This is a genomic window from Thalassotalea hakodatensis (assembly GCF_030295995.1).
GTDB classification, from domain to species: Bacteria; Pseudomonadota; Gammaproteobacteria; order Enterobacterales; family Alteromonadaceae; genus Thalassotalea_C; species Thalassotalea_C hakodatensis.
In genome coordinates this window covers 493,161-511,360 of record NZ_AP027365.1, presented here as the reverse complement: position 1 = coordinate 511,360, position 18,200 = coordinate 493,161, and the positions used below count along the sequence as shown (strand labels likewise).

15 protein-coding genes are annotated in these 18,200 nt (G+C 39.4%); 6 read left to right on the top strand and 9 right to left on the bottom strand.

Features of this window, described 5'->3' with window-relative positions; translation table 11 throughout:
- The first annotated feature begins 4 nt into the window (after positions 1–4).
- From ccmB to ccmE, 4 genes are read left to right on the top strand one after another with little or no spacing between them, the layout of a single operon-like run.
- Positions 5–703, top strand: a complete 699-nt coding sequence (ccmB, locus tag QUE72_RS02170; RefSeq protein ID WP_407704946.1) for a heme exporter protein CcmB — start codon at positions 5–7, stop codon at positions 701–703.
- On the top strand, positions 704–1,447 hold the full coding sequence (locus tag QUE72_RS02165) for a heme ABC transporter permease (protein WP_286271227.1): 744 nt from the start codon (positions 704–706) through the stop codon (positions 1,445–1,447).
- 2 nt (positions 1,448–1,449) lie between these two features.
- On the top strand, positions 1,450–1,662 hold the full coding sequence (ccmD, locus tag QUE72_RS02160) for a heme exporter protein CcmD (RefSeq protein WP_286271226.1): 213 nt from the start codon (positions 1,450–1,452) through the stop codon (positions 1,660–1,662).
- A gap of 3 nt (positions 1,663–1,665) precedes the next feature.
- Positions 1,666–2,136, top strand: coding sequence for a cytochrome c maturation protein CcmE (ccmE, locus tag QUE72_RS02155; RefSeq protein ID WP_286271224.1), 471 nt, complete (start codon positions 1,666–1,668; stop codon positions 2,134–2,136).
- 68 nt (positions 2,137–2,204) lie between these two features.
- Here the strand turns inward: ccmE and QUE72_RS02150 are convergent, their stop codons facing one another.
- The 6 genes from QUE72_RS02150 to QUE72_RS02125 all read right to left on the bottom strand — a co-directional run bounded on the left by QUE72_RS02150 (position 2,205) and on the right by QUE72_RS02125 (position 10,109).
- Positions 2,205–2,423, bottom strand: a complete 219-nt coding sequence (locus QUE72_RS02150; RefSeq protein ID WP_286271223.1) for a TIGR02922 family protein — start codon at positions 2,421–2,423, stop codon at positions 2,205–2,207.
- A 294-nt stretch (positions 2,424–2,717) separates the two neighbouring features.
- Positions 2,718–4,007, bottom strand: a complete 1,290-nt coding sequence (gene nagP, locus QUE72_RS02145) for an N-acetylglucosamine MFS transporter NagP (protein ID WP_286271222.1) — start codon at positions 4,005–4,007, stop codon at positions 2,718–2,720.
- A 51-nt stretch (positions 4,008–4,058) separates the two neighbouring features.
- Positions 4,059–5,192, bottom strand: coding sequence for an N-acetylglucosamine-6-phosphate deacetylase (gene nagA, locus QUE72_RS02140; RefSeq protein WP_286271220.1), 1,134 nt, complete (start codon positions 5,190–5,192; stop codon positions 4,059–4,061).
- Positions 5,192–6,190: a glucosamine-6-phosphate deaminase NagB-II gene (gene nagB-II / locus QUE72_RS02135; protein WP_074498793.1), complete on the bottom strand. Its 999-nt coding sequence runs from the start codon at positions 6,188–6,190 to the stop codon at positions 5,192–5,194. The genes nagA and nagB-II overlap by 1 nt, the downstream gene beginning before the upstream one ends.
- 34 nt (positions 6,191–6,224) lie before the next feature.
- Positions 6,225–7,118: an N-acetylglucosamine kinase gene (gene nagK / locus QUE72_RS02130; RefSeq protein WP_286271219.1), complete on the bottom strand. Its 894-nt coding sequence runs from the start codon at positions 7,116–7,118 to the stop codon at positions 6,225–6,227.
- A 303-nt stretch (positions 7,119–7,421) separates the two neighbouring features.
- Positions 7,422–10,109, bottom strand: coding sequence for a family 20 glycosylhydrolase (locus tag QUE72_RS02125; protein ID WP_286271218.1), 2,688 nt, complete (start codon positions 10,107–10,109; stop codon positions 7,422–7,424).
- A gap of 205 nt (positions 10,110–10,314) precedes the next feature.
- Here QUE72_RS02125 and QUE72_RS02120 point away from each other — a divergent pair, with 205 nt between their 5' ends.
- Positions 10,315–11,823, top strand: coding sequence for a tryptophan halogenase family protein (locus QUE72_RS02120; protein WP_286271217.1), 1,509 nt, complete (start codon positions 10,315–10,317; stop codon positions 11,821–11,823).
- 296 nt (positions 11,824–12,119) lie between these two features.
- Here QUE72_RS02120 and QUE72_RS02115 read toward each other — a convergent pair whose 3' ends face one another.
- A complete protein-coding gene (locus QUE72_RS02115; RefSeq protein ID WP_286271215.1) occupies positions 12,120–13,298 on the bottom strand; it encodes an IS4 family transposase in 1,179 nt (392 codons plus the stop codon).
- A 354-nt stretch (positions 13,299–13,652) separates the two neighbouring features.
- Here QUE72_RS02115 and QUE72_RS02110 point away from each other — a divergent pair, with 354 nt between their 5' ends.
- The gene (locus QUE72_RS02110; protein WP_286271214.1) at positions 13,653–14,666 is read left to right on the top strand and encodes an IS110 family RNA-guided transposase; all 1,014 of its coding nucleotides are present in this window, start codon (positions 13,653–13,655) and stop codon (positions 14,664–14,666) included.
- Positions 14,667–14,937: 271 nt separating this feature from the next.
- On the opposite strand, the gene QUE72_RS02105 is transcribed toward QUE72_RS02110, so the two are convergent.
- Together QUE72_RS02105 and QUE72_RS02100 are read right to left on the bottom strand one after the other, a co-directional pair.
- Positions 14,938–16,461: a tryptophan halogenase family protein gene (locus QUE72_RS02105; RefSeq protein ID WP_074498796.1), complete on the bottom strand. Its 1,524-nt coding sequence runs from the start codon at positions 16,459–16,461 to the stop codon at positions 14,938–14,940.
- Between the two features lie 20 nt (positions 16,462–16,481).
- Entirely contained in the window at positions 16,482–18,008 is a 1,527-nt protein-coding gene (locus QUE72_RS02100; protein WP_286271212.1) for a tryptophan halogenase family protein, read from the bottom strand.
- Positions 18,009–18,200 lie beyond the last annotated feature (192 nt).

Here is an 18,200-nt window from a genome sequence, read left to right as displayed (position 1 = left end):
ATCTATGAGTAAAGAAATCAATACTTCAATTTCATATCGGCGGGTTTTTTACACCGTATTTAAGCGCGATCTCACTATTGCTTTCCGTCATAAAGATGATATTGCTAACCCATTATTATTTTTTATTTTGGTTGTCACGCTTTTTCCTCTTGGCATTGGTCCTGAGCCTAATATGCTTGCTAGAATAGCGCCCGGCATTATTTGGGTTGCTGCTTTACTAGCCACACTCTTATCGTTAGACCGCCTCTTTAAAAGTGATCATGCCGATGGCGCTCTTGAGCAAATGCTGTTAAGCCCAAGCCCAACATTTATTATTGTACTCGCTAAAATATGCGCACATTGGATCATCAGCGGTTTACCCCTGATTTTAATTTCACCATTACTCGCGGTATTATTGTATCTTCCTGAAAATGCATATGGGGCATTATTATTAACCTTGCTTATTGGAACCCCTGTATTAAGTTTTATCGGCGCAATTGGTGTTGCGTTAACCGTTGGCGTTAAAAAAGGTGGAGTGTTACTGAGTTTGTTAATTTTACCTTTATATATCCCATTATTAATTTTTGCGACAAGTGCAATAGATACTGCAGCAATGAACTTACCCTACACGGGACAACTTGCTATAATCGGCGCACTTTTTATCGGTTCTGTTACGCTTTCACCATTTGCTGTGAGCGCAGCATTAAAAGTGAGTACTAACTAAATGTGGAAATGGTTACACCCATACGCTAACCCTGAAAAAACTTTTCAATTAACAGAAAAGCTAACACCTTGGTTTGGCTATTTAGCAATGATTTTATTAACCGTTGGAATGACGTGGGCGCTTTTATTTGTGCCACCTGATTACCAACAAGGTAATAGTTTTCGAATTTTTTACATCCATGTTCCATCTGCCATTCTTTCACTCAGTGCGTATGTGGCAATGGCAATTATTGCTTTTAGTGCCCTCGTATGGCAATTAAAGTTAGCTGACGCTTCAGTTGCAGCCATTGCACCTGTTGGTGCAGCATTAACCGCAGTTGCGCTATTCACCGGTGCCGCTTGGGGTAAACCCACATGGGGTACATGGTGGGTATGGGATGCCAGATTAACCTCGCAATTAATTCAGTTATTTCTTTATTTAGGCGTTATCGCTTTACACAATGCTTTTGAAGATAAAGCTCAGGGAAGTAAAGCTGCAGGCATTTTAGCAATAGTTGGGGTTGTAAATGTACCGATCATTAAATATTCCGTTGAATGGTGGAATACATTGCATCAAGGCCAAACAGTAACCCAAATAGGAAAGCCTGCGATGACCATGGACATGTATCTACCCTTTGTGGTTTGTTTGTTTGGCTTTGTTTTCCTTATAAGTTGGCTGATTTGTTTACGGTTTAAAACTGAACTACTTGAAAGAAATGCCACCCGCCCTTGGGTAAAACATTTAGTGAATCAAACAGAGAAATAAACATGCAATTTTCAAACTTCGCAGAATTTATCGCAATGGACGGGCATGGTTTTTACGTATGGCTTTCATACGGTTTTACATTTGTAATTTTTGTATTACTGGCTTTATTTTCCAATGCGAAACATCATGCCACCCTGACACAGATTAAACGCCGTTATAATCGAGAGAAGAAATTAAGACAAGCAGCGCTTGAACAAAATCAAGACAAGAGGTAGCTCATGAATCCAAGACGAAAAAAACGATTAACAATCGTTGTGTCAATACTAATAGGCATTAGTTTGATCACAACATTAGTTTTATACGCTTTAAATCAAAATATTGATTTATTTTATACACCACATGAGATTATTCACGGTAAAGATGATACGGGTAACAAACCAGTAATTGGGCAGCGAATTCGCGTAGGCGGTCTAGTAGTAGTTGGGTCTGTTTCACGAAACCCTGATAGCTTAAAAGTACAATTTGGCTTAACTAATAAGGGTGAAACCATTACCGTAAAATATGACGGCATATTACCTGACCTTTTTAGGGAAGGCCAAGGTATCATTGCTAACGGAGTATTAATAGAAAACAGGGTTTTAGAGGCAACTGAAGTGTTAGCGAAACATGACGAAAATTATATGCCTAAAGAAGTTGCTGATGCTTTAGGCGAAGGCCATACACCACCTGAATATTCCAATAAATATTAATTTCATTGAATAGCCACTGACGTTAACGTTAGTGGCTATATTTCATATTGATAGCTTTATATTTCGTGTTATGCAACGTCTTCATTTGGTAAAATTCGATCACCTATTTTATTCATAATATCTACCTCACCGCGGCACACAGCAACTATCGATTTACCCTTTTTAAAGCTATCAGGTAAAATAATTCTGCCTGTTTTACTAGTTTCAAAATGTCCAATATGATGGAACAATTCGATTGATTTATCACAATAGTAAATAATTGTGACTAGTTCAGTTTTATGACTCATTACACCCTACTTATTCGTGCGACAACTAACGAGTTTTGAAAATATATAAGTAAAACTATAAATAGCCTACTTACAAATAAAATGACTACTTTTGCTTACTAAAGTAGTAGCATGATACGGAACTTTCCCTTTGAGATCACCTTAAACATCAAATTTTATTACAAGTTTTCACGCAGTTTAAACGAAAAAAAACCCTGAGCCGAAACCCAGGGCGATCACATAAGATCTTTTTAACGCACCCTCAACTAGTGAGATGGTATGCCATTTCTGGCAAATTTCCAGAGAGACAAAATACTACGCTTTCTTACGCATTTTGTGCCCTTTTACTGCATAAAATAAGATATATAAATAACAAGGTAACATCACGATATAGCCGCCTTGCTGGCCAAATGAAGTTCCTGTTGCAATACCCCAAAATAAGGGACCAAAGGCACCACCAGCAATCCCCATCACTAACAGCGCCGAACCAGTACTTGTTAATTGACCAAGACCTGACAAAGCAAGAGGAAATATTGCCGGCCAACAAATCGCATTCGCCAACCCTAAAAAGGCAATTAGTAATAAAGGATCTGGTAGTAAGGCTCCACCAAATGGCACTAATAATGAATTCGCAATGATGAAAGACTGATCATCAGAAAACAATACGCCTAATGATAAGACGACACCTAAGACTGCAGAAGCGGCTAACGCTTTTGCTTGTGATATATAACGAGGAATAAGTACAATACCTAAGATATAACCCGCTACCATACAAATCATGGTATAAGAAGTCATAACACTATAATTTTCTACACCTAACGACAATGCGTAAGTGCCAATAGTATCCCCTGCAATAACCTCTACAGCGACATAAACAAAAATTGCAATCACGCCAAAACGAAGGTTTGGATGAGATAAAGCTTCTTTAACCTGACCTTTATCGCTTTCTTCCTCTTCACTTTTTAACTCAGGTAAAGGAGATTTTTTAACAGCCAAAGCGAGTAAACCAATAAATAATGCCATGCCTAAATACGGCAACACTAGCCCATCAGCCATTAAATCAATATCTTCTTGTGTTAACTCTTTACCAACTAAATCGGTGAAGTTGCTTAATATAAGTGCGGTAAATACCATTGGTGCAACGACACCAGCACCTTTATTTAGTATCCCCATTACACTAATACGTGCTGCGGCCGATTCTTCTGGGCCTAATCGCACAACATAAGGGTTCACGGCCGTTTGTAATAACGTTTGACCTACCCCCATAATAAGTTGAGCAAATAAGAATAAAGCAAATATTTGCGTTTTAGCTGCTGGAATAAAAAGTAAACCTGCAACCATCATCGTCGCCATGCCTAACGCCATACCATTTTTATATCCAACTTTTCTAATGACGGCTGCTGAAGGAATTGCAGTAAAAGTAACAGCAATGTAAAAAGAGAAAAGAATTAACGACGCTTGTACGGGTGTTAAATCTAAAATCTGCTTCAAATACGGCATTAAAGAGCCATTAAGCCAAGTCGCAAACCCTAATATAAAGAAGAGCGTAGCAACGATTGCCATAGGCACGACGCTACTTTGTTTTTTATCTGTTGATACGGACATTTCCATAGTTTCCTCAAATTTTAATCTTATTATTGTTATTGCTATAAATTGTTATGCGTTATATACAGGCTTCCCTGCAACCCAAGTAGATATAACTTGGTGATCTTGATTTAACACCAAGAAATCAGCAGCTTGACCTACTTGTAATTCACCTCGAATACCCGATTGATTTATATAATTTGCTGGGTACTTGCTAGCCATTCTAACAGCTTCTTCAAACGATATGTCTAGCCCATGATGACTATTATTTACAGCGGTAATCATATCTAAGGCTGCCCCCGCTAATTCACCGGTAGTTGATGTTAAGCGGCCATCTCGCAAATACACTGTTCGATCAAAAAATGAAAACTCAGTTTGATTTGTACCAATGGTAGACATTGCATCAGTAACCAAAAACACTTTTCCTTTTGGTTTCGTTTTTAATGCTAATTTAGCGGTAGTATAATCAACATGATGTCCATCGATGATAATGCCACAACTTGCGTTATCATTAAGTAGAGCACAACCAGTAACCCCTGGTTCTCTTCCTTGAATCGGTGACATAGCGTTATATAAATGAGTAAAGCCATCAGCGCCAGCATCAATCGCAGCTTGCGCTGTTGGATAATCAGCGTTTGTATGTCCTAAACATACTTTGATGCCTAACGATACCATTCGACTTATATCTTCTACCGAAACAGTTTCTGGAGCTAAGGTTACTAAAACCTGCCCGATATCTTTGCGTGATAATACCTGCCACTCTCGATCGCTAATCGGGCGAATATATTCTTCCGCATGTGTGCCTTTTTTAGCAACCGATAAATGCGGGCCTTCAAAGTGTATGCCTAATATTCCAGGTACTTTATTGCTAATAGCAGCAGCCATTGCATCTGCTGCTTGCTCCATCACTTCAATTTTGTCTGTGATCAACGTTGGCAGCATGCCTGTTGTTCCAAACTGATGATGAACGGCGATGATGGTGGTTAACTTCTCTAATGAGGGAGAATCATTAAATAATACACCACCACCACCGTTAACCTGTAGATCAATAAAACCAGGTACAACGAATGCCGAGATCACGTCATCAGCATTTGAGGTATCATTATCGATCGCCGTTATGGTGCCGTCAGTAACGGTCAATACTTGATGGTCAAGCACTTGCTGACCGTCGAATAATTGATGAACATGTAGACGTAAACTAGTCATTATAATGTCTTAGTGACTTTTTTAAGGCCTTTCGGCTCATCTGGATTAAAACCTCTCGAGACAGCGACTTCAGCCACATCAAGGTAAAAACGTTGCAATACCACTAATGGTGCTAATCGCGGATGCACTGAGTTATCTGTTTGACGAATATGCACTAAGTCAGCACCACGCTGTGTTACTTCATCAATTTGTTCTTGATGTGAAGGCGCACTTTCATCATTCACCGCTGCATTTAAAATAGCTAACCCTTGTTCAACAAGCGTTACTGGCCCATGTAAGAACTCTGCTGAGCTAAATGCTTCAGCATGAATTGAGCTCACTTCTTTTAATTTTAACGCCATTTCTTTAGTGATTGCATAACCTAGGCCACGCCCTAGTACGACCATATTTTTAACGCCTTCAATTGACTTAGAAGTTAATTGTGGCTCTGAATCAATGATAGTTTGTAAGGCATCTGGAAGCGTATCTAATGCATTAATAAGTGATTCATTTTCGGTCCAAAAAGCAGTTAACTGCAACAATGCTGATAAAGTAGCTAAATAACTTTTGGTTGCTGCAACAGACACTTCTGCGCCAGCTTTTAGCGGTAATACTTCATCAACGATATCTTTTAATGGTGATGTTTCATCATTTACTAACGCGATGACATATGCGCCACCTTTTTTTGCCATTTCAGCTTGAGCGATAATGTCAGGACTACGGCCTGATTGAGAAATAACGATGGCAACGGCTTGCTCAAGTTTAAGTTGCTTGCCATAAACACTCGATACTGATGGTGCTGCGGCAAAGGTAGGCACACCGGCTTCAACCTCGATTAAATACTTACCAAATACACCTGCGTGATCTGATGAGCCTCGGCCAATAATCATCACCATTTTTGGATTAATTTGACGTAACTTTTCACCGATAGACTTCGCCAATGCTTGGTTTGCCGAAAGTTGGCCTTTAATCACTGAAGGAGCTTGTTTAGCTTCTTGCTCCATAATTGTTTGTGTCATGTGTAAACCTTATATCTTTTAAATTTCTAACTAATTAAAGCAACGCGAGTTGTTGCTGAGCAAAAATTACCGAGCCCATTTCAGGCGCACATATTGGCTCAGCAAGTTTATGTTTTATATCTTCATCCAACCAAGGCTTTATTCGAGGAGTTAATCCTCCAATCAACGAAATTCTCGGAGGGCTTTGTTTTTCAAGCTGTCGAGCAACACCACTAATATAACAAGCGCCTTCTTCAACAATCGCTTTAGCTGCAAAATCACCTTCTTCCGCCGCATCGAAGACAAGATTTGCCAGTTTAGCGTAGAAAGCAGCAGGTTTTCCGGCGATAGCTTCCACCATTTGTAAGCCATCTTGCACATCTAACAAGGTGAGTAATTTTTCATTAATCATTGACGGTGCTTTTAAACCGTCTAATGACATTAATACATAATTTGCGGCTTGAAAGCCAAACCAAGCGCCACTGCCTTTATCACCATGTGGAAAACCATGTCCACCAATGGTATAAGGATGCCCATCTACATAAGAGAAACCACATGAGCCGGTACCCGTTATCATAACAGCACCATCATCACCATTATGTGCAGCTAAGCAAGCAATCAATAGGTCAGTAGCTAAAAACATTTTGCCAAACGGGTGTTGCCAGTTAGACATTTGTTCAAATAGTGCAGGCAAGTTAACCCCTGCTAAACCAACACCTGCTGTTAAATCACTTAACTGCAAATTCAAACCTGATGCCTTGAGTGCAATGTGAGCAGACTCAGTTATTGAATTAACTGCTTGCTCAAAGCCATGTAAGGGGTTCGCTGGGCCTGAAATGCCTTCTCCAAGTACTTTATTATCCGCATCAACGATAATGGCTTTACATTTACTACCACCGCCATCGATGCCTAAAAAGTATGTGTTATTAATGTCACTGCTGCTAGGCATTTTGACCTCATGCTTACTACATTTGTAATACTAAAAGTTGATTACAAATTAAAACTTATATATTTAGATAAATTTATCTTAACCAGAAATGACAGCGTTGTCATTTACTTTTTAAGAAAATTACCCTGTTTTTATAAACAATTAATGAATAAGTGTACAAAATATTGATTACTCTACACTTTTATAGGCGAGTGATAATATATCCATTCACTAATTTCAACGCATTGCTAACGTCAGCAATAAAATAATGCCATAAAAGGCCAAGTGCCTTGTTAAATTTACTTGTTATTGCCGACGTATTCACTACGGTTGAAACCTTACTTTTGTTATTCTACTTTTCCTATCACCCTCTTGCGTGCTAGTTCGTATTGCTACATCGTTACTAACAGCTATAGGTTTCTGATAGGTTATCCAATTTTTATTTTTTTCTTTATATTCGATGGTTAGTCCCGGAAATGCACTATTTGCATACAGCTTTCCTTGTTTAATTTGTGCACCGGCCGTTGGTAAGCGGTAGGTCACTCTAGCAAGATCGAGCTTAGGCAGCTCTTTTTGCCCCAACGCATTGGCAAATACACGCCATTTTTCATTTCTTAATGCTTCTTTTTCTGCGGTGAATGCATTGGTTGATTGTGAGTATTTAGCGCCTTGGTAATTATAAGTGACTACCCATTCAGGCTCGTACCATGCTCTTTCTGCTAACGCGATTAACCTTGGAAAAATTTTATACTCAGCCACGTTGTCTGTCCGTACATTTTCGCTCCACAGTTGCCCTTGAATGCCAAGCACGTTTCGCCCTTGCTTCATCGGACGATTGATAACATTGCCTTGTTCATCTTTTTGTAAGGTATCGTCAATCGAGAACGGATTGTCTTGTCTATCTAACCAAAATTCAGCATGCACAGGTAAGTTTTGTGGCATAAATTGGAAAACTTTTTCCGTATTTGTATGACGAGATGCCCAATAGTAACCATGCTCTTTAGGGTCGGCTTCATACGGAAAGTCAAAGTAAGTAACATCAGGTGTCGACATCACCACCTGCCAATTTTGATTCACAAACTTATTAACCACATGGTGTGCCCCCCAAGGAATATGCCCCCATGAATTCGCTTGCACTACCGCTGGCATATTCTCTTTATTTACGTGCTCTAGGCCATCGCTCCATGCTGCTGGTTCTATGCCCATGTCAGAGATCATATTGGCAACGCGTTCTACAAAATATGCACCTAACTGCTTCATGTCAGTCACGCCTTTATCATTGTTTTCAATAAAGGCTTTACACACAGGCGATTCAAGCCAAGCACCGGCTGTTTCATCTGCGCCAATATGATAGCGTGTTAAGGGTTGCCCCGCTGCTTGATGAATATTTTTCACTTCCGTCATCACCTTTTCAACGAAAGCATAAGAAGACTCTTGGCAAGCGTTAATCGTATTGTCGTTATAAAACTGCACCGATGAATACTTAGTTATATCATTGGGATCATGTAATAAATACTGCTCTGCCTTTGCTTTATCTTCTAATTGCATGTACTTGTTGTAGCGTGCAGTCATCGCTTTTATTGCAGCGCGAGAATGTCCAGGCATATCAAGTGATGGTAATACCTGAATATGACGTGCCGTGGCTGCTTTCAAAATTTCGGTATAATCGTCAACACTATAAAAACCATTATTTTTGTTATTTTCATCTACTCCAGCACCTAGCTGAGGCATTAAACATTTTTGTTCCGTAACATCAAAACAACGTTTACCGCTTACCTCTGTTAATTCCGGTAACCCTGGTATTTCCAAACGCCACCCTTCATCTTCACCCATATGTAAATGCAACTTATTGAGTTTATAAGCCGCCATTTGATCCATTAACTTGATAATAAAATTTTTATCACGAAAATTACGTGCTACATCAACTAATAATCCTCGAAATTCAAAAAGCGGCTCATCTTGGATACTCACATACGGTATTCGCGGCTCGTTAACAGTCAATAAACTTGCGAGAGATTGTAGTCCGTTAAAGACACCAGCTTCATCAACACCGGTGATACGGATCCCTGTATTTAAAGCTGTTAAGGTGTAACTACCAATCATTTTTTCCGGATCTGGCACTATGCTTAATTTAACCTTTACACCGTTTGTGGCTTGTTCAACGCCAAGCAAGGTAAGGCGATGCAACGCTGCGGCAACACTTTCTGATGGTACATTACCGTAATCAACTGTAAGGCCAGAAGTAAGCTCTAACACTCCTGATGGTTCAGGGAAAACAATGTTTTTTGGCGTAGGAATAATCACCTTGCTCACATCAAGTAACTTTTCTCCAAGCACTTTGTTTCTTTGATAAAAATCTTCGGCGGTTAACCACTGCGTTTTATCGCTGGGCGTTCGTTGAAAATGATGCTGATAATCTGAATAGCTTTTCACATGTTTAAGCACTTCCATTTTTGTTTCTGAATCAATGCCAGTTTTAGTGCTTTCGATAACTTTTGGTGCTAAATCAGGTGCCGATATAATCATATTTGGCATGATGTCAGATTCCGCCAAGGTCCAAAAACTCGCACGGAAAGTAATGGTTTCACTTTCGCCTTTGTTGATACCGGTAAATTTATCCGTTGGCGTTAACCGATGAAGATCGCCATTTAGATGTTCTAAGGTAAATAATTCTCCATCGAAGTTGTGTAACGGTGCAATTTGGCTGTAATAAATACTCCAACCTGCCGCGGGCAAATCCTCAGTTGCCGTTAACTGAAACTGTGCCTCAAAGCATAAGCCATCAGTTTTATTTTTATCGCACTTATCGCCAGCTTGGTTAGTTACCAGCACAAAAGTTACCTGTAATGAAGTAGCAATGTTATCTAACTGTTGTTGTGTTAACGAGTGCGTTTGTTGCATTTTTGTCTCTGAAGGTTGCTCATCTTGAGTCGACGGCGCTTGAGGGTTACCACACCCTAACAACATAACAACCGCAGTCGCTAAAGCGGCAAAGTCATTCTTTTTCATCATTTCGCTACTCATTTTATTTTTTTGATTGATCGTATAAACATGACTCATTTTGACAGCGCTGTCAAAAAAATCTTTACACAAGCCTCAAGCAACGCTAGGTTATAGACATATTAATCACTTTATTTTATTTGCACCAATCTTCTATTTAACGCTAATTACCCGTGATATAGTCCCATAAATCTTGAAATCGTTGAGAGTGTACTTTATGTCAGAGCCCATTAAAAAAGTTGTCATTGTTGGTGGTGGTACCGCAGGCTGGATGAGTGCAGCAAGTTTAGGCCGTTTCTTAGAAGGCAAAAACGTTGATGTTACGATTATCGAGTCAAGCGCTTTAGGGACTGTTGGTGTTGGTGAAGCAACAATACCAAATATTGTTAGCTATAATAAAAACTTGGGTATTAACGAACTCGATTTAATTAAAGCAACTCAGGCAACTTTCAAGCTTGGTATTCAATTTGAAAACTGGCACCAACAAGGAGAAAATTTTTTTCATCCTTTCTCTGACTATGGGATGCCGATTAACAATATTGAATTTCATCAATATATCAACCAAGCAAACCATCAAGGTGCGGCATTAAATATTGAAGATTATTGCTTTCCCGCAGTACTTGCAAAAAAAGGAAAATTTGCTCAGCCTCACCCTAACCCGCCAAGCCCTCTTGCTGACTACCAATATGCCTTTCATTTTGACGCTGGCCTATACGCTAACTTTTTAAAAGATTTTGCAATGAATTTAGGTGTAAAGCACATAGATGCTCTCATTAACAGTGTTGAATTAAATCAAAATAATGGATTCATTTCTGCTGTAACACTCGATAATGGTGAAATTGTTGAAGGGGATTTATTTATTGATTGTTCTGGCTTTAAAGGCCTGCTGATTGAAGAAGCATTACAAACAGGCTATGAAGATTGGAGTCAATGGTTGATCTGCGATCGCGCTATGGCCGTGCAAACTGAACTGGTTGGCGAACCTACACCATATACACGCTCAATTGCTAAATCATCTGGCTGGCAATGGCGCATCCCTTTACAACACCGTATGGGCAATGGCTATATCTATGCAAGTCAATTTCAAACTGATGATGACGCCGAACGTACCTTACTTGATAGTGTACAAGGCGCAACCATTAACCAAGTGAGAAAATTTCGTTTTACACCAGGACGTAGAAAGCAAGTTTGGAATAAAAATTGTGTCGCAATAGGGCTATCTTCTGGCTTTTTAGAACCTTTAGAATCTACGAGTATTTCGTTAATACAGTCAGTCATTGATAAGTTATTAACGTTTTTTCCTGATCAATCTTTTAATCAACATGATATTGATGAAGTAAATCGCTTGCATAATGATGAAGTTGAGCACATTCGCGACTTTCTCATTTTACACTATAAAGCAACAAAACGTGATGATTCAGCTTTCTGGCGTCATTGCCAAAAGATGGATATTCCCGAAACGTTAGCGCATAAAATAGCAGTTTTTGAAAGCCGCGGGCATATCATCATGCGAGAAAGTGAGTCCTTCGAAGCAGCTAGTTGGCTTACGATGTACAATGCTTTTGATATCAAGCAAAAGCGTTTTGATGAGCGTATTGCTAACATGCCTTTTGATGTGATGAGCAAAAATTTAGCACAAATGAAACAATCTATTGAAAATGCTGCACAGCAAGCGATGCAACACCAAGATTTCATTAACACTCATTGTCGAGCAAATCCCGAGTAAAACTCGGGACACCACCATTTAAACACAAATAACACATTATTACTTAACCTGCTCTCTGGATAAGAAGTTAGCTAATCCACTGAAACGGTGAGCTTTTTATTTATCACACTGTTCACGCAATTGTTATGCCGAACTCAGGTTATACCAATTCGCATAAAGATTAAGTCAGTTCAGAGCGATGTCAGAGGTGGGAGAATAAGTGAAACGTGTGCAGGTATAGTTGTTCTACATCAAACACGTTTTGCGCAATTATCGCGCCTCTAACACGCTCCCGAAGGGCTGACGGATCCCCATTTTTATATAACTGAACATATTTGATAATAAGCTAAAAAGTTTTCTCGACTTTTCTGTAGATAGTGATTTTTAATTTTGTGGAGTCTATGCCGAATTACTTGCTTCGCCAATGTAAGAAACGATAGAACTCTGCGGTGTTTTATCGTATTAGCCTGAAACATTATTTGCCAATTGCGCTGCTCCCCTTCAAAGCCAACAAACCAAAGTAATAGACTAGCTAAACATGCAATTAAGCACAAGGCACTCATTCGCCTTACGCCTTGTGTTTTACTAAACCGCCACGAAAAGCCATATTGTTGGCTTTTGTCATCGCGAAAGTTTTGCTCAATTTGCATCCTTTTACTGTACAACTTAATTACTTGATCACTAGTGAGTGTATTATCTGATGTTGCGAGTAACCATGGCTCATGAGCATGCCGTCGATACATGCGAGTATCTTTAGTAAAACGGCTATTCCCTTTTCGTCCTTTGTATTTTCCTTTGTACAAATGGAGAAATGCATCACATGCTGTTGGACTGTGTTGAGTAACCCTCGCTTTGCCAAGTCGAGTTGGTTGACAGCTCGCTCCCTGATGAAAGGCAGGGAGTTTTTCCCAAGTATTTTTACCTTCTAACTTACATGTCATCGTGCCTCTGAGACGGCCAATAAAGTGCCATCCTAATGAACGGACTTTAGTATACCAAGGAGTAAGAAAACCACCATCTGACAAAATATAAACGGACCGGTGTTCACCAATAACTTGAAGGAGGTTGTCTAAAAATCTGGCATTGGTTTCTGGCGTATCAAAATCTTTTAATTCAACAACCATGTTGTAAAGCACTAAAGAACGACCATCAACGAGTAAACTCGCTCTAAGCAGGTGGTAATCTGAACGGCAACAACCACTCCAGTCCACTGCAATGGCTAAACAAGGCAAGTTGCTAATGATTGGCTTGGCCAACGAAGCGTATATTTCAACTTGTTGGTTAAACAAATGCTCGTTATTAAGAAAACGATCAACCCTTTTTATTTTATGCTTAATGTTCGCACGCCCAGCTAAGTAACGCCCCAAACTTGTTAAGGTTAATCTATCAGACGCTATAAGTGCTTCAGAGCATGCTTTAAGTGTCTTCATTCTCGCTTGATTGAAATTCGATAAGGACTTATCAAAGAAGTTATGGCAAAGTAAGGATTCAGGCATAGCATTTTACTCTTATTTTTGTTTTGGCGAACTAATAAGATCATAAAATGTTGTGCTTGTCATTTTTTGGGGATTCGTCAGCCCAAAGGGCGAGTTTAAACGCTTCATAGCCTGTGTTGTTGATTTTGAAAAGGACGCTACAAGGATGTAGCTTATTAGAGAACGCAGGAGCACGTTCTCCTGAATAACCATTCTCTGCAATCAACGCCGTGCCTCTAAAGCGTTTAATTCTCGCTGAATGACCGAATATTTATGCGAATTAATGGAATGGACTCTCTCCACTCCCCATCGGCGTCATAATGCGCCATAGTAGTTAGGGGTAAGTTTTCGCATAAACAAAGTAGAGAGAGTCACATGAATAAAGTAACAATAGGTTTAGATATCGCCAAGAACATTTTTCATTTAGTTTGGTTATCAAACATGGGAAAGGTGCTCAAAAAGAAAAAGCTGAAACGTGCGAATATTAAAGCGTACTTTGCTAATTTAGAGTCTTCGATTGTTGTTATGGAAGCCTGTGGCTCCACTAATTACTGGGCGCAAACTATAAAAAGTTACGGTCATGAAGTTAAAGTCATTGCACCGCAATATGTTGTTCCTTATCGAAAAGGTAATAAAAATGACTTTAATGATGCGGAGGCGATAGCTGAAGCATCACAACGCGTGAATATGCGCTTTGTTCCGATAAAAAATGTAGAGCAGCAAGATATTCAACTTTTACATCGAATCAGAGAACGACGAATAAAATTTAGAACCGCATTAATCAATCAAACTCGAGGGTTATTAGCTGAGTACGGTATAAGTATCGCTCAAGGGGCAAATCAAGTGAGAAAAGCTGTACCTGATATTTTAGAAGATGCAGAGAATAAACTCACCGTGTTATCACGCAGACATATATCCAATTTGTATGACGAATTAACTGGACTCGATGAGCAAATCAAGGCATTAGACAAAGAGCTAAGTACACTTAGTAAGACAAAGAAAGTATGCGAAAGATTAAAAACAATGACAGGGATAGGCGCTATCATCGCAACGGCTTTTTATAGCGCAGTTGGTGATGGAAAAGCGTTTAAAAATGGCCGTCATGTTGCTGCATGGCTTGGTTTAGTGGCCAAACAGCATACAACGGGAGACAACCCAAACTTAAAAGGCATTAGTAAACGAGGGAATACTTATTTACGAACCCAACTCATTAACGGTGCCAGGGCTGCATTAGTAAAAGCAGGGAATAAAACCGATAAAGTGAGTCAGTGGGCGAGTAGTCTACGTGAACGACTGCCGTTTAATAAAGCGGTAGTGGCCTTAGCCAATAAGATGGCAAGAATGGCATGGGCTATGGTTGTTAAGGAAGAAGATTATAAGTTTGCTTAAAGCAAACAATCACAGATAAAACGGAATAACATTCAAAAGCAAAAATTGCAAAGATAGATATTGACGGAAAACGGTTCAGAGCCGCTCTATTAAAACCTGATAATACCAAGGGCTGTTAGAAGCCGTCGAGATTGATAAGGTAATAGGGGCGGATATCCATCAGGGCTAGAGCGGATAAATCCGCTCATAAAAAAGCCGAATATATGGCAGCAATGAACTTTGAAACCCTATCAATTACTATCTTGCAATCGGAGAGAGTCCATATATGGTATTACTTATTACCTGGTAAAGGTGCTTGACAATACTGCTCAAGAAATTGATCGTGACTCGGTTGTTTTTCGGCAATCTCAATTAAACCATTCGCGCCTTTAGCCAATATCGTTTTGAGTTTTTCTGGTGCTAAAGTATCTAACGCAGGATTATAGCGTGTCGGCATCACCTTCATACCATTAAATATGGCATACCAACTTGACGGTTGAAATAGCGACTCAACACCCGGTATTAATCCTCCAGACGCTTTAAAAAAATCAATTTTTTGTTGTAGTGATTCAGGAATAGGCATTTGTTTACACCAACGCCAAAATTCAGTATCTTCTCGTGAAGTGGTGCAATAATGTAAGACTAAAAAGTCTCTTATTTCCTCATAATCAACTCTCACTCGACGGTTAAACTCATCTTGTAATTCTTGTTGGCAAGATGTATCTGGAAACATTCTAATAAAATAAGCTAACGTTCTTGTCACTAAGTGAATAGCCGTTGACTCTAGTGGCTCAATAAAGCCTTGCGCTAACCCCAGAGCTAAACAATTTTTCTGCCAAGCTTTTTTACGGATCCCCGTTGTAAAGGGAATCACTCGAGGCTCCGATAATGGCTCTCCTTCTACCGCAGATAATAAGGTTTTTATCGCTTCATCATCACTAATATATTTATCACAAAAAACGTAGCCATTTCCTGTGCGATGTTGCAATGGGATACGCCATGTCCAACCGGCGTCTCGTGCCTTAGAAACAGTATAAGGTTTAGTACTGCCTATATTTTTTGTTTGTACCGTAACCGCTCGATTACAGGGTAAATATTCAGACCAATCTTCATAGCCTGAATGTAATGTTTGTTCGATTAATAGGCCTCTAAAGCCCGAACAATCAATAAAAAAATCACCCTTAACTTCATTTCCACTTTCTAAGGTTACCGATTGAATATTGCCATTTTGGTACTGGGTAACGCTTTCAATTAGACCTTCTGTACGTTTTACGCCCAACTTTTCAGCAAAATTACGAAAGTATTTTCCCGCCAGAGTAGAGTCTAAGTGTAACGCATAAAAAGCCCTTTCTAAGGGCGTATTTTGCACATTAAAAGGTAGAAAAAATTTATCTCTTTCTGCTAAAACTGCTTCTGGAGAGTGTGCCATTAATGGTGTTAAATCCCCCTCGGCTTTACACTTTAACCAACATTGAAAAAAATCAAAACCGGCAATCGTTTTACCTAAGCCTCCAAACGGATGAAAATAATTTTCCCCTTGGGAATGCCAATCCTCAAACTGAATGCCTAACTTAAAGCTTCCCTGCGTTTCTTTCACAAATTCATCTAAGCTAATGCCTAAACTATTTAACACCACCATTAAAGAAGGAATAGTTGCTTCACCCACACCAATAGTGCCGATTTGTTCCGATTCAACCAATTCTATGTTGATGTTTGCGTTTCTAAAGCCGTGAGCAAGTGTCGCTGCAGCAATCCACCCGGAGGTTCCACCACCAACAATGACTATTTTATTAAGCGGATTTTCTGTTTTTTTCATGTTAATTCCAGTGAAAACGATTAAGACGATATCTTTGCTTCAAAGTGGCAATATTTCTTTAAAAAAACACCATGTGATAAAGCATTATCTGCCGACTGCCTTACCCGTTGTTGCATATAAGCTAAATTCTTATTTAGGTACTCAATCGGCATGTTATCTGCCTTTTTATTATAGCTTTGCGGATAAATTTCAAAACCATCAAAAATAGCCAGCCAACTATCCTTACCAAAAATCTCAAATGGATAAGGCTTTATCTCGCCAGTCTGTTTATAAATATCAACCTTTTCTTGTAACGTTTCTGGCAACTTCATTTGTTGACAATCACGCCAAAATGGCGAATCAGTTCGTTGTGTTGATTGGTAATGTAAAATTAGGAAATCTCGCACTCGTTCATATTCCAACACTGTTTTTTGATTAAACTGTTCAACGGTATCTGAGTCATAGTTCAGTGCATCTAATGATGGAATGAGCTTTTCTATCGCTGTTTCAACCAAGGCAATACTAGTAGATTCAAGAGGTTCTAAGAAGCCGGAAGAAAGCCCAATAGCCACACAGTTTTTATGCCACGCTTTTTCGCGTCGCCCGGGGGTAAAAGTAAAAGAACGAGGGTCGTGCAATAGTTTACCGTCGATATTTGCTAATAGCGTATCAAGGGCAGATTGGTCGTCAATATAGTTACTCGCATAAACATGTCCATTTCCTTGTCGATGCTGTAAAGGAATCTTCCATTGCCAACCTGCCTGATGTGCCTTAGAGACTGTGCGTGCACTAGGCGCTGATGTTGACTCGCTCTGCACAGCAACAGCGCGATCACAAAACAACCATTCACTCCAATCTTGATAACCAACTTTTAATGCTTTGTCGATGAGTAACCCTTTAAACCCCGAACAATCAATGAAAAGATCGCCTTCAACCGTCGTATTATTTTCTAATACAACTTGTTTTATAACACCACTTTCCTCACTTGTAATAACATCAACAATTTTTCCATCAACTAAGGTTGTTCCATTGTTTTCGGAATATTCCCTCATTAGTTTTGCAAATAAAGCAGCATCAAAGTGTAAAGCCCAGTCAAATATTTCAAGTTGGCTTTCAGGCTTAGTGTTTGGTAAAGTAAATTTATTCTCTTTGGCGAGCTGAACACCTAAGGAAAAGTCTGCCAAAGGTGATGCATTATCGGTTTGCTTTTGACGCATCCAATAATGATGAAAATCAACCTCTTTCGTCCCTTGTCCATAAAGGCCGAACGGATGAATAAACGAACCAGCTAGTTTATGCCAATCTTGAAACTCAATACCTAATTTGCATGTTGCTGCCGTAGCTTTTAACACATCAAGATCTGACAAGCCTAACTTACGATAAAAACGCCTCAGTGTCGGAATTGTTGCTTCACCAACGCCAATGGTTCCTATTTGTGAGGATTCTACTAAAGTTATACTGACATTTTTATTGGTAAAATGATGACTCAAGGCTGCTGCCGTCATCCAGCCTGCAGTTCCACCACCAACAATAACAATTGAATTAACGTGTTTTTTTTGTTCTTTCATCCAATTACCTACTTACACAGCACAGACTGCCCTACAAATTTCTATATGACTGAGTACTACCCTAGCACGCAGTAATATAGAAATTAACATCATTTAGCGCTTATTTGATTAAGCTCAATATTTTTATATCGTGTTTTACATGATATAGATAAAAAAACCGCCGCATAAGCGACGGTTTTTGATTCAGTCCAG

Bases quoted from the DNA above. Each gene is read 5' to 3' on its own strand.
- QUE72_RS02165 (WP_286271227.1), top strand. From the start codon at position 704: ATGTGGAAATGGTTACACCCATACGCTAACCCTGAAAAAACTTTTCAA.
- nagP (WP_286271222.1), bottom strand. From the start codon at position 4,007: ATGTCCGTATCAACAGATAAAAAACAAAGTAGCGTCGTGCCTATGGCA.
- nagA (WP_286271220.1), bottom strand. From the start codon at position 5,192: ATGACTAGTTTACGTCTACATGTTCATCAATTATTCGACGGTCAGCAA.
- QUE72_RS02120 (WP_286271217.1), top strand. From the start codon at position 10,315: ATGTCAGAGCCCATTAAAAAAGTTGTCATTGTTGGTGGTGGTACCGCA.
- nagK (WP_286271219.1), bottom strand. From the start codon at position 7,118: ATGCCTAGCAGCAGTGACATTAATAACACATACTTTTTAGGCATCGAT.
- QUE72_RS02115 (WP_286271215.1), bottom strand. From the start codon at position 13,298: ATGCCTGAATCCTTACTTTGCCATAACTTCTTTGATAAGTCCTTATCG.
- ccmD (WP_286271226.1), top strand. From the start codon at position 1,450: ATGCAATTTTCAAACTTCGCAGAATTTATCGCAATGGACGGGCATGGT.
- QUE72_RS02125 (WP_286271218.1), bottom strand. From the start codon at position 10,109: ATGATGAAAAAGAATGACTTTGCCGCTTTAGCGACTGCGGTTGTTATG.
- QUE72_RS02110 (WP_286271214.1), top strand. From the start codon at position 13,653: ATGAATAAAGTAACAATAGGTTTAGATATCGCCAAGAACATTTTTCAT.
- nagB-II (WP_074498793.1), bottom strand. From the start codon at position 6,190: ATGACACAAACAATTATGGAGCAAGAAGCTAAACAAGCTCCTTCAGTG.
- ccmE (WP_286271224.1), top strand. From the start codon at position 1,666: ATGAATCCAAGACGAAAAAAACGATTAACAATCGTTGTGTCAATACTA.
- QUE72_RS02150 (WP_286271223.1), bottom strand. From the start codon at position 2,423: ATGAGTCATAAAACTGAACTAGTCACAATTATTTACTATTGTGATAAA.
- QUE72_RS02105 (WP_074498796.1), bottom strand. From the start codon at position 16,461: ATGAAAAAAACAGAAAATCCGCTTAATAAAATAGTCATTGTTGGTGGT.
- QUE72_RS02100 (WP_286271212.1), bottom strand. From the start codon at position 18,008: ATGAAAGAACAAAAAAAACACGTTAATTCAATTGTTATTGTTGGTGGT.
- ccmB (WP_407704946.1), top strand. From the start codon at position 5: ATGAGTAAAGAAATCAATACTTCAATTTCATATCGGCGGGTTTTTTAC.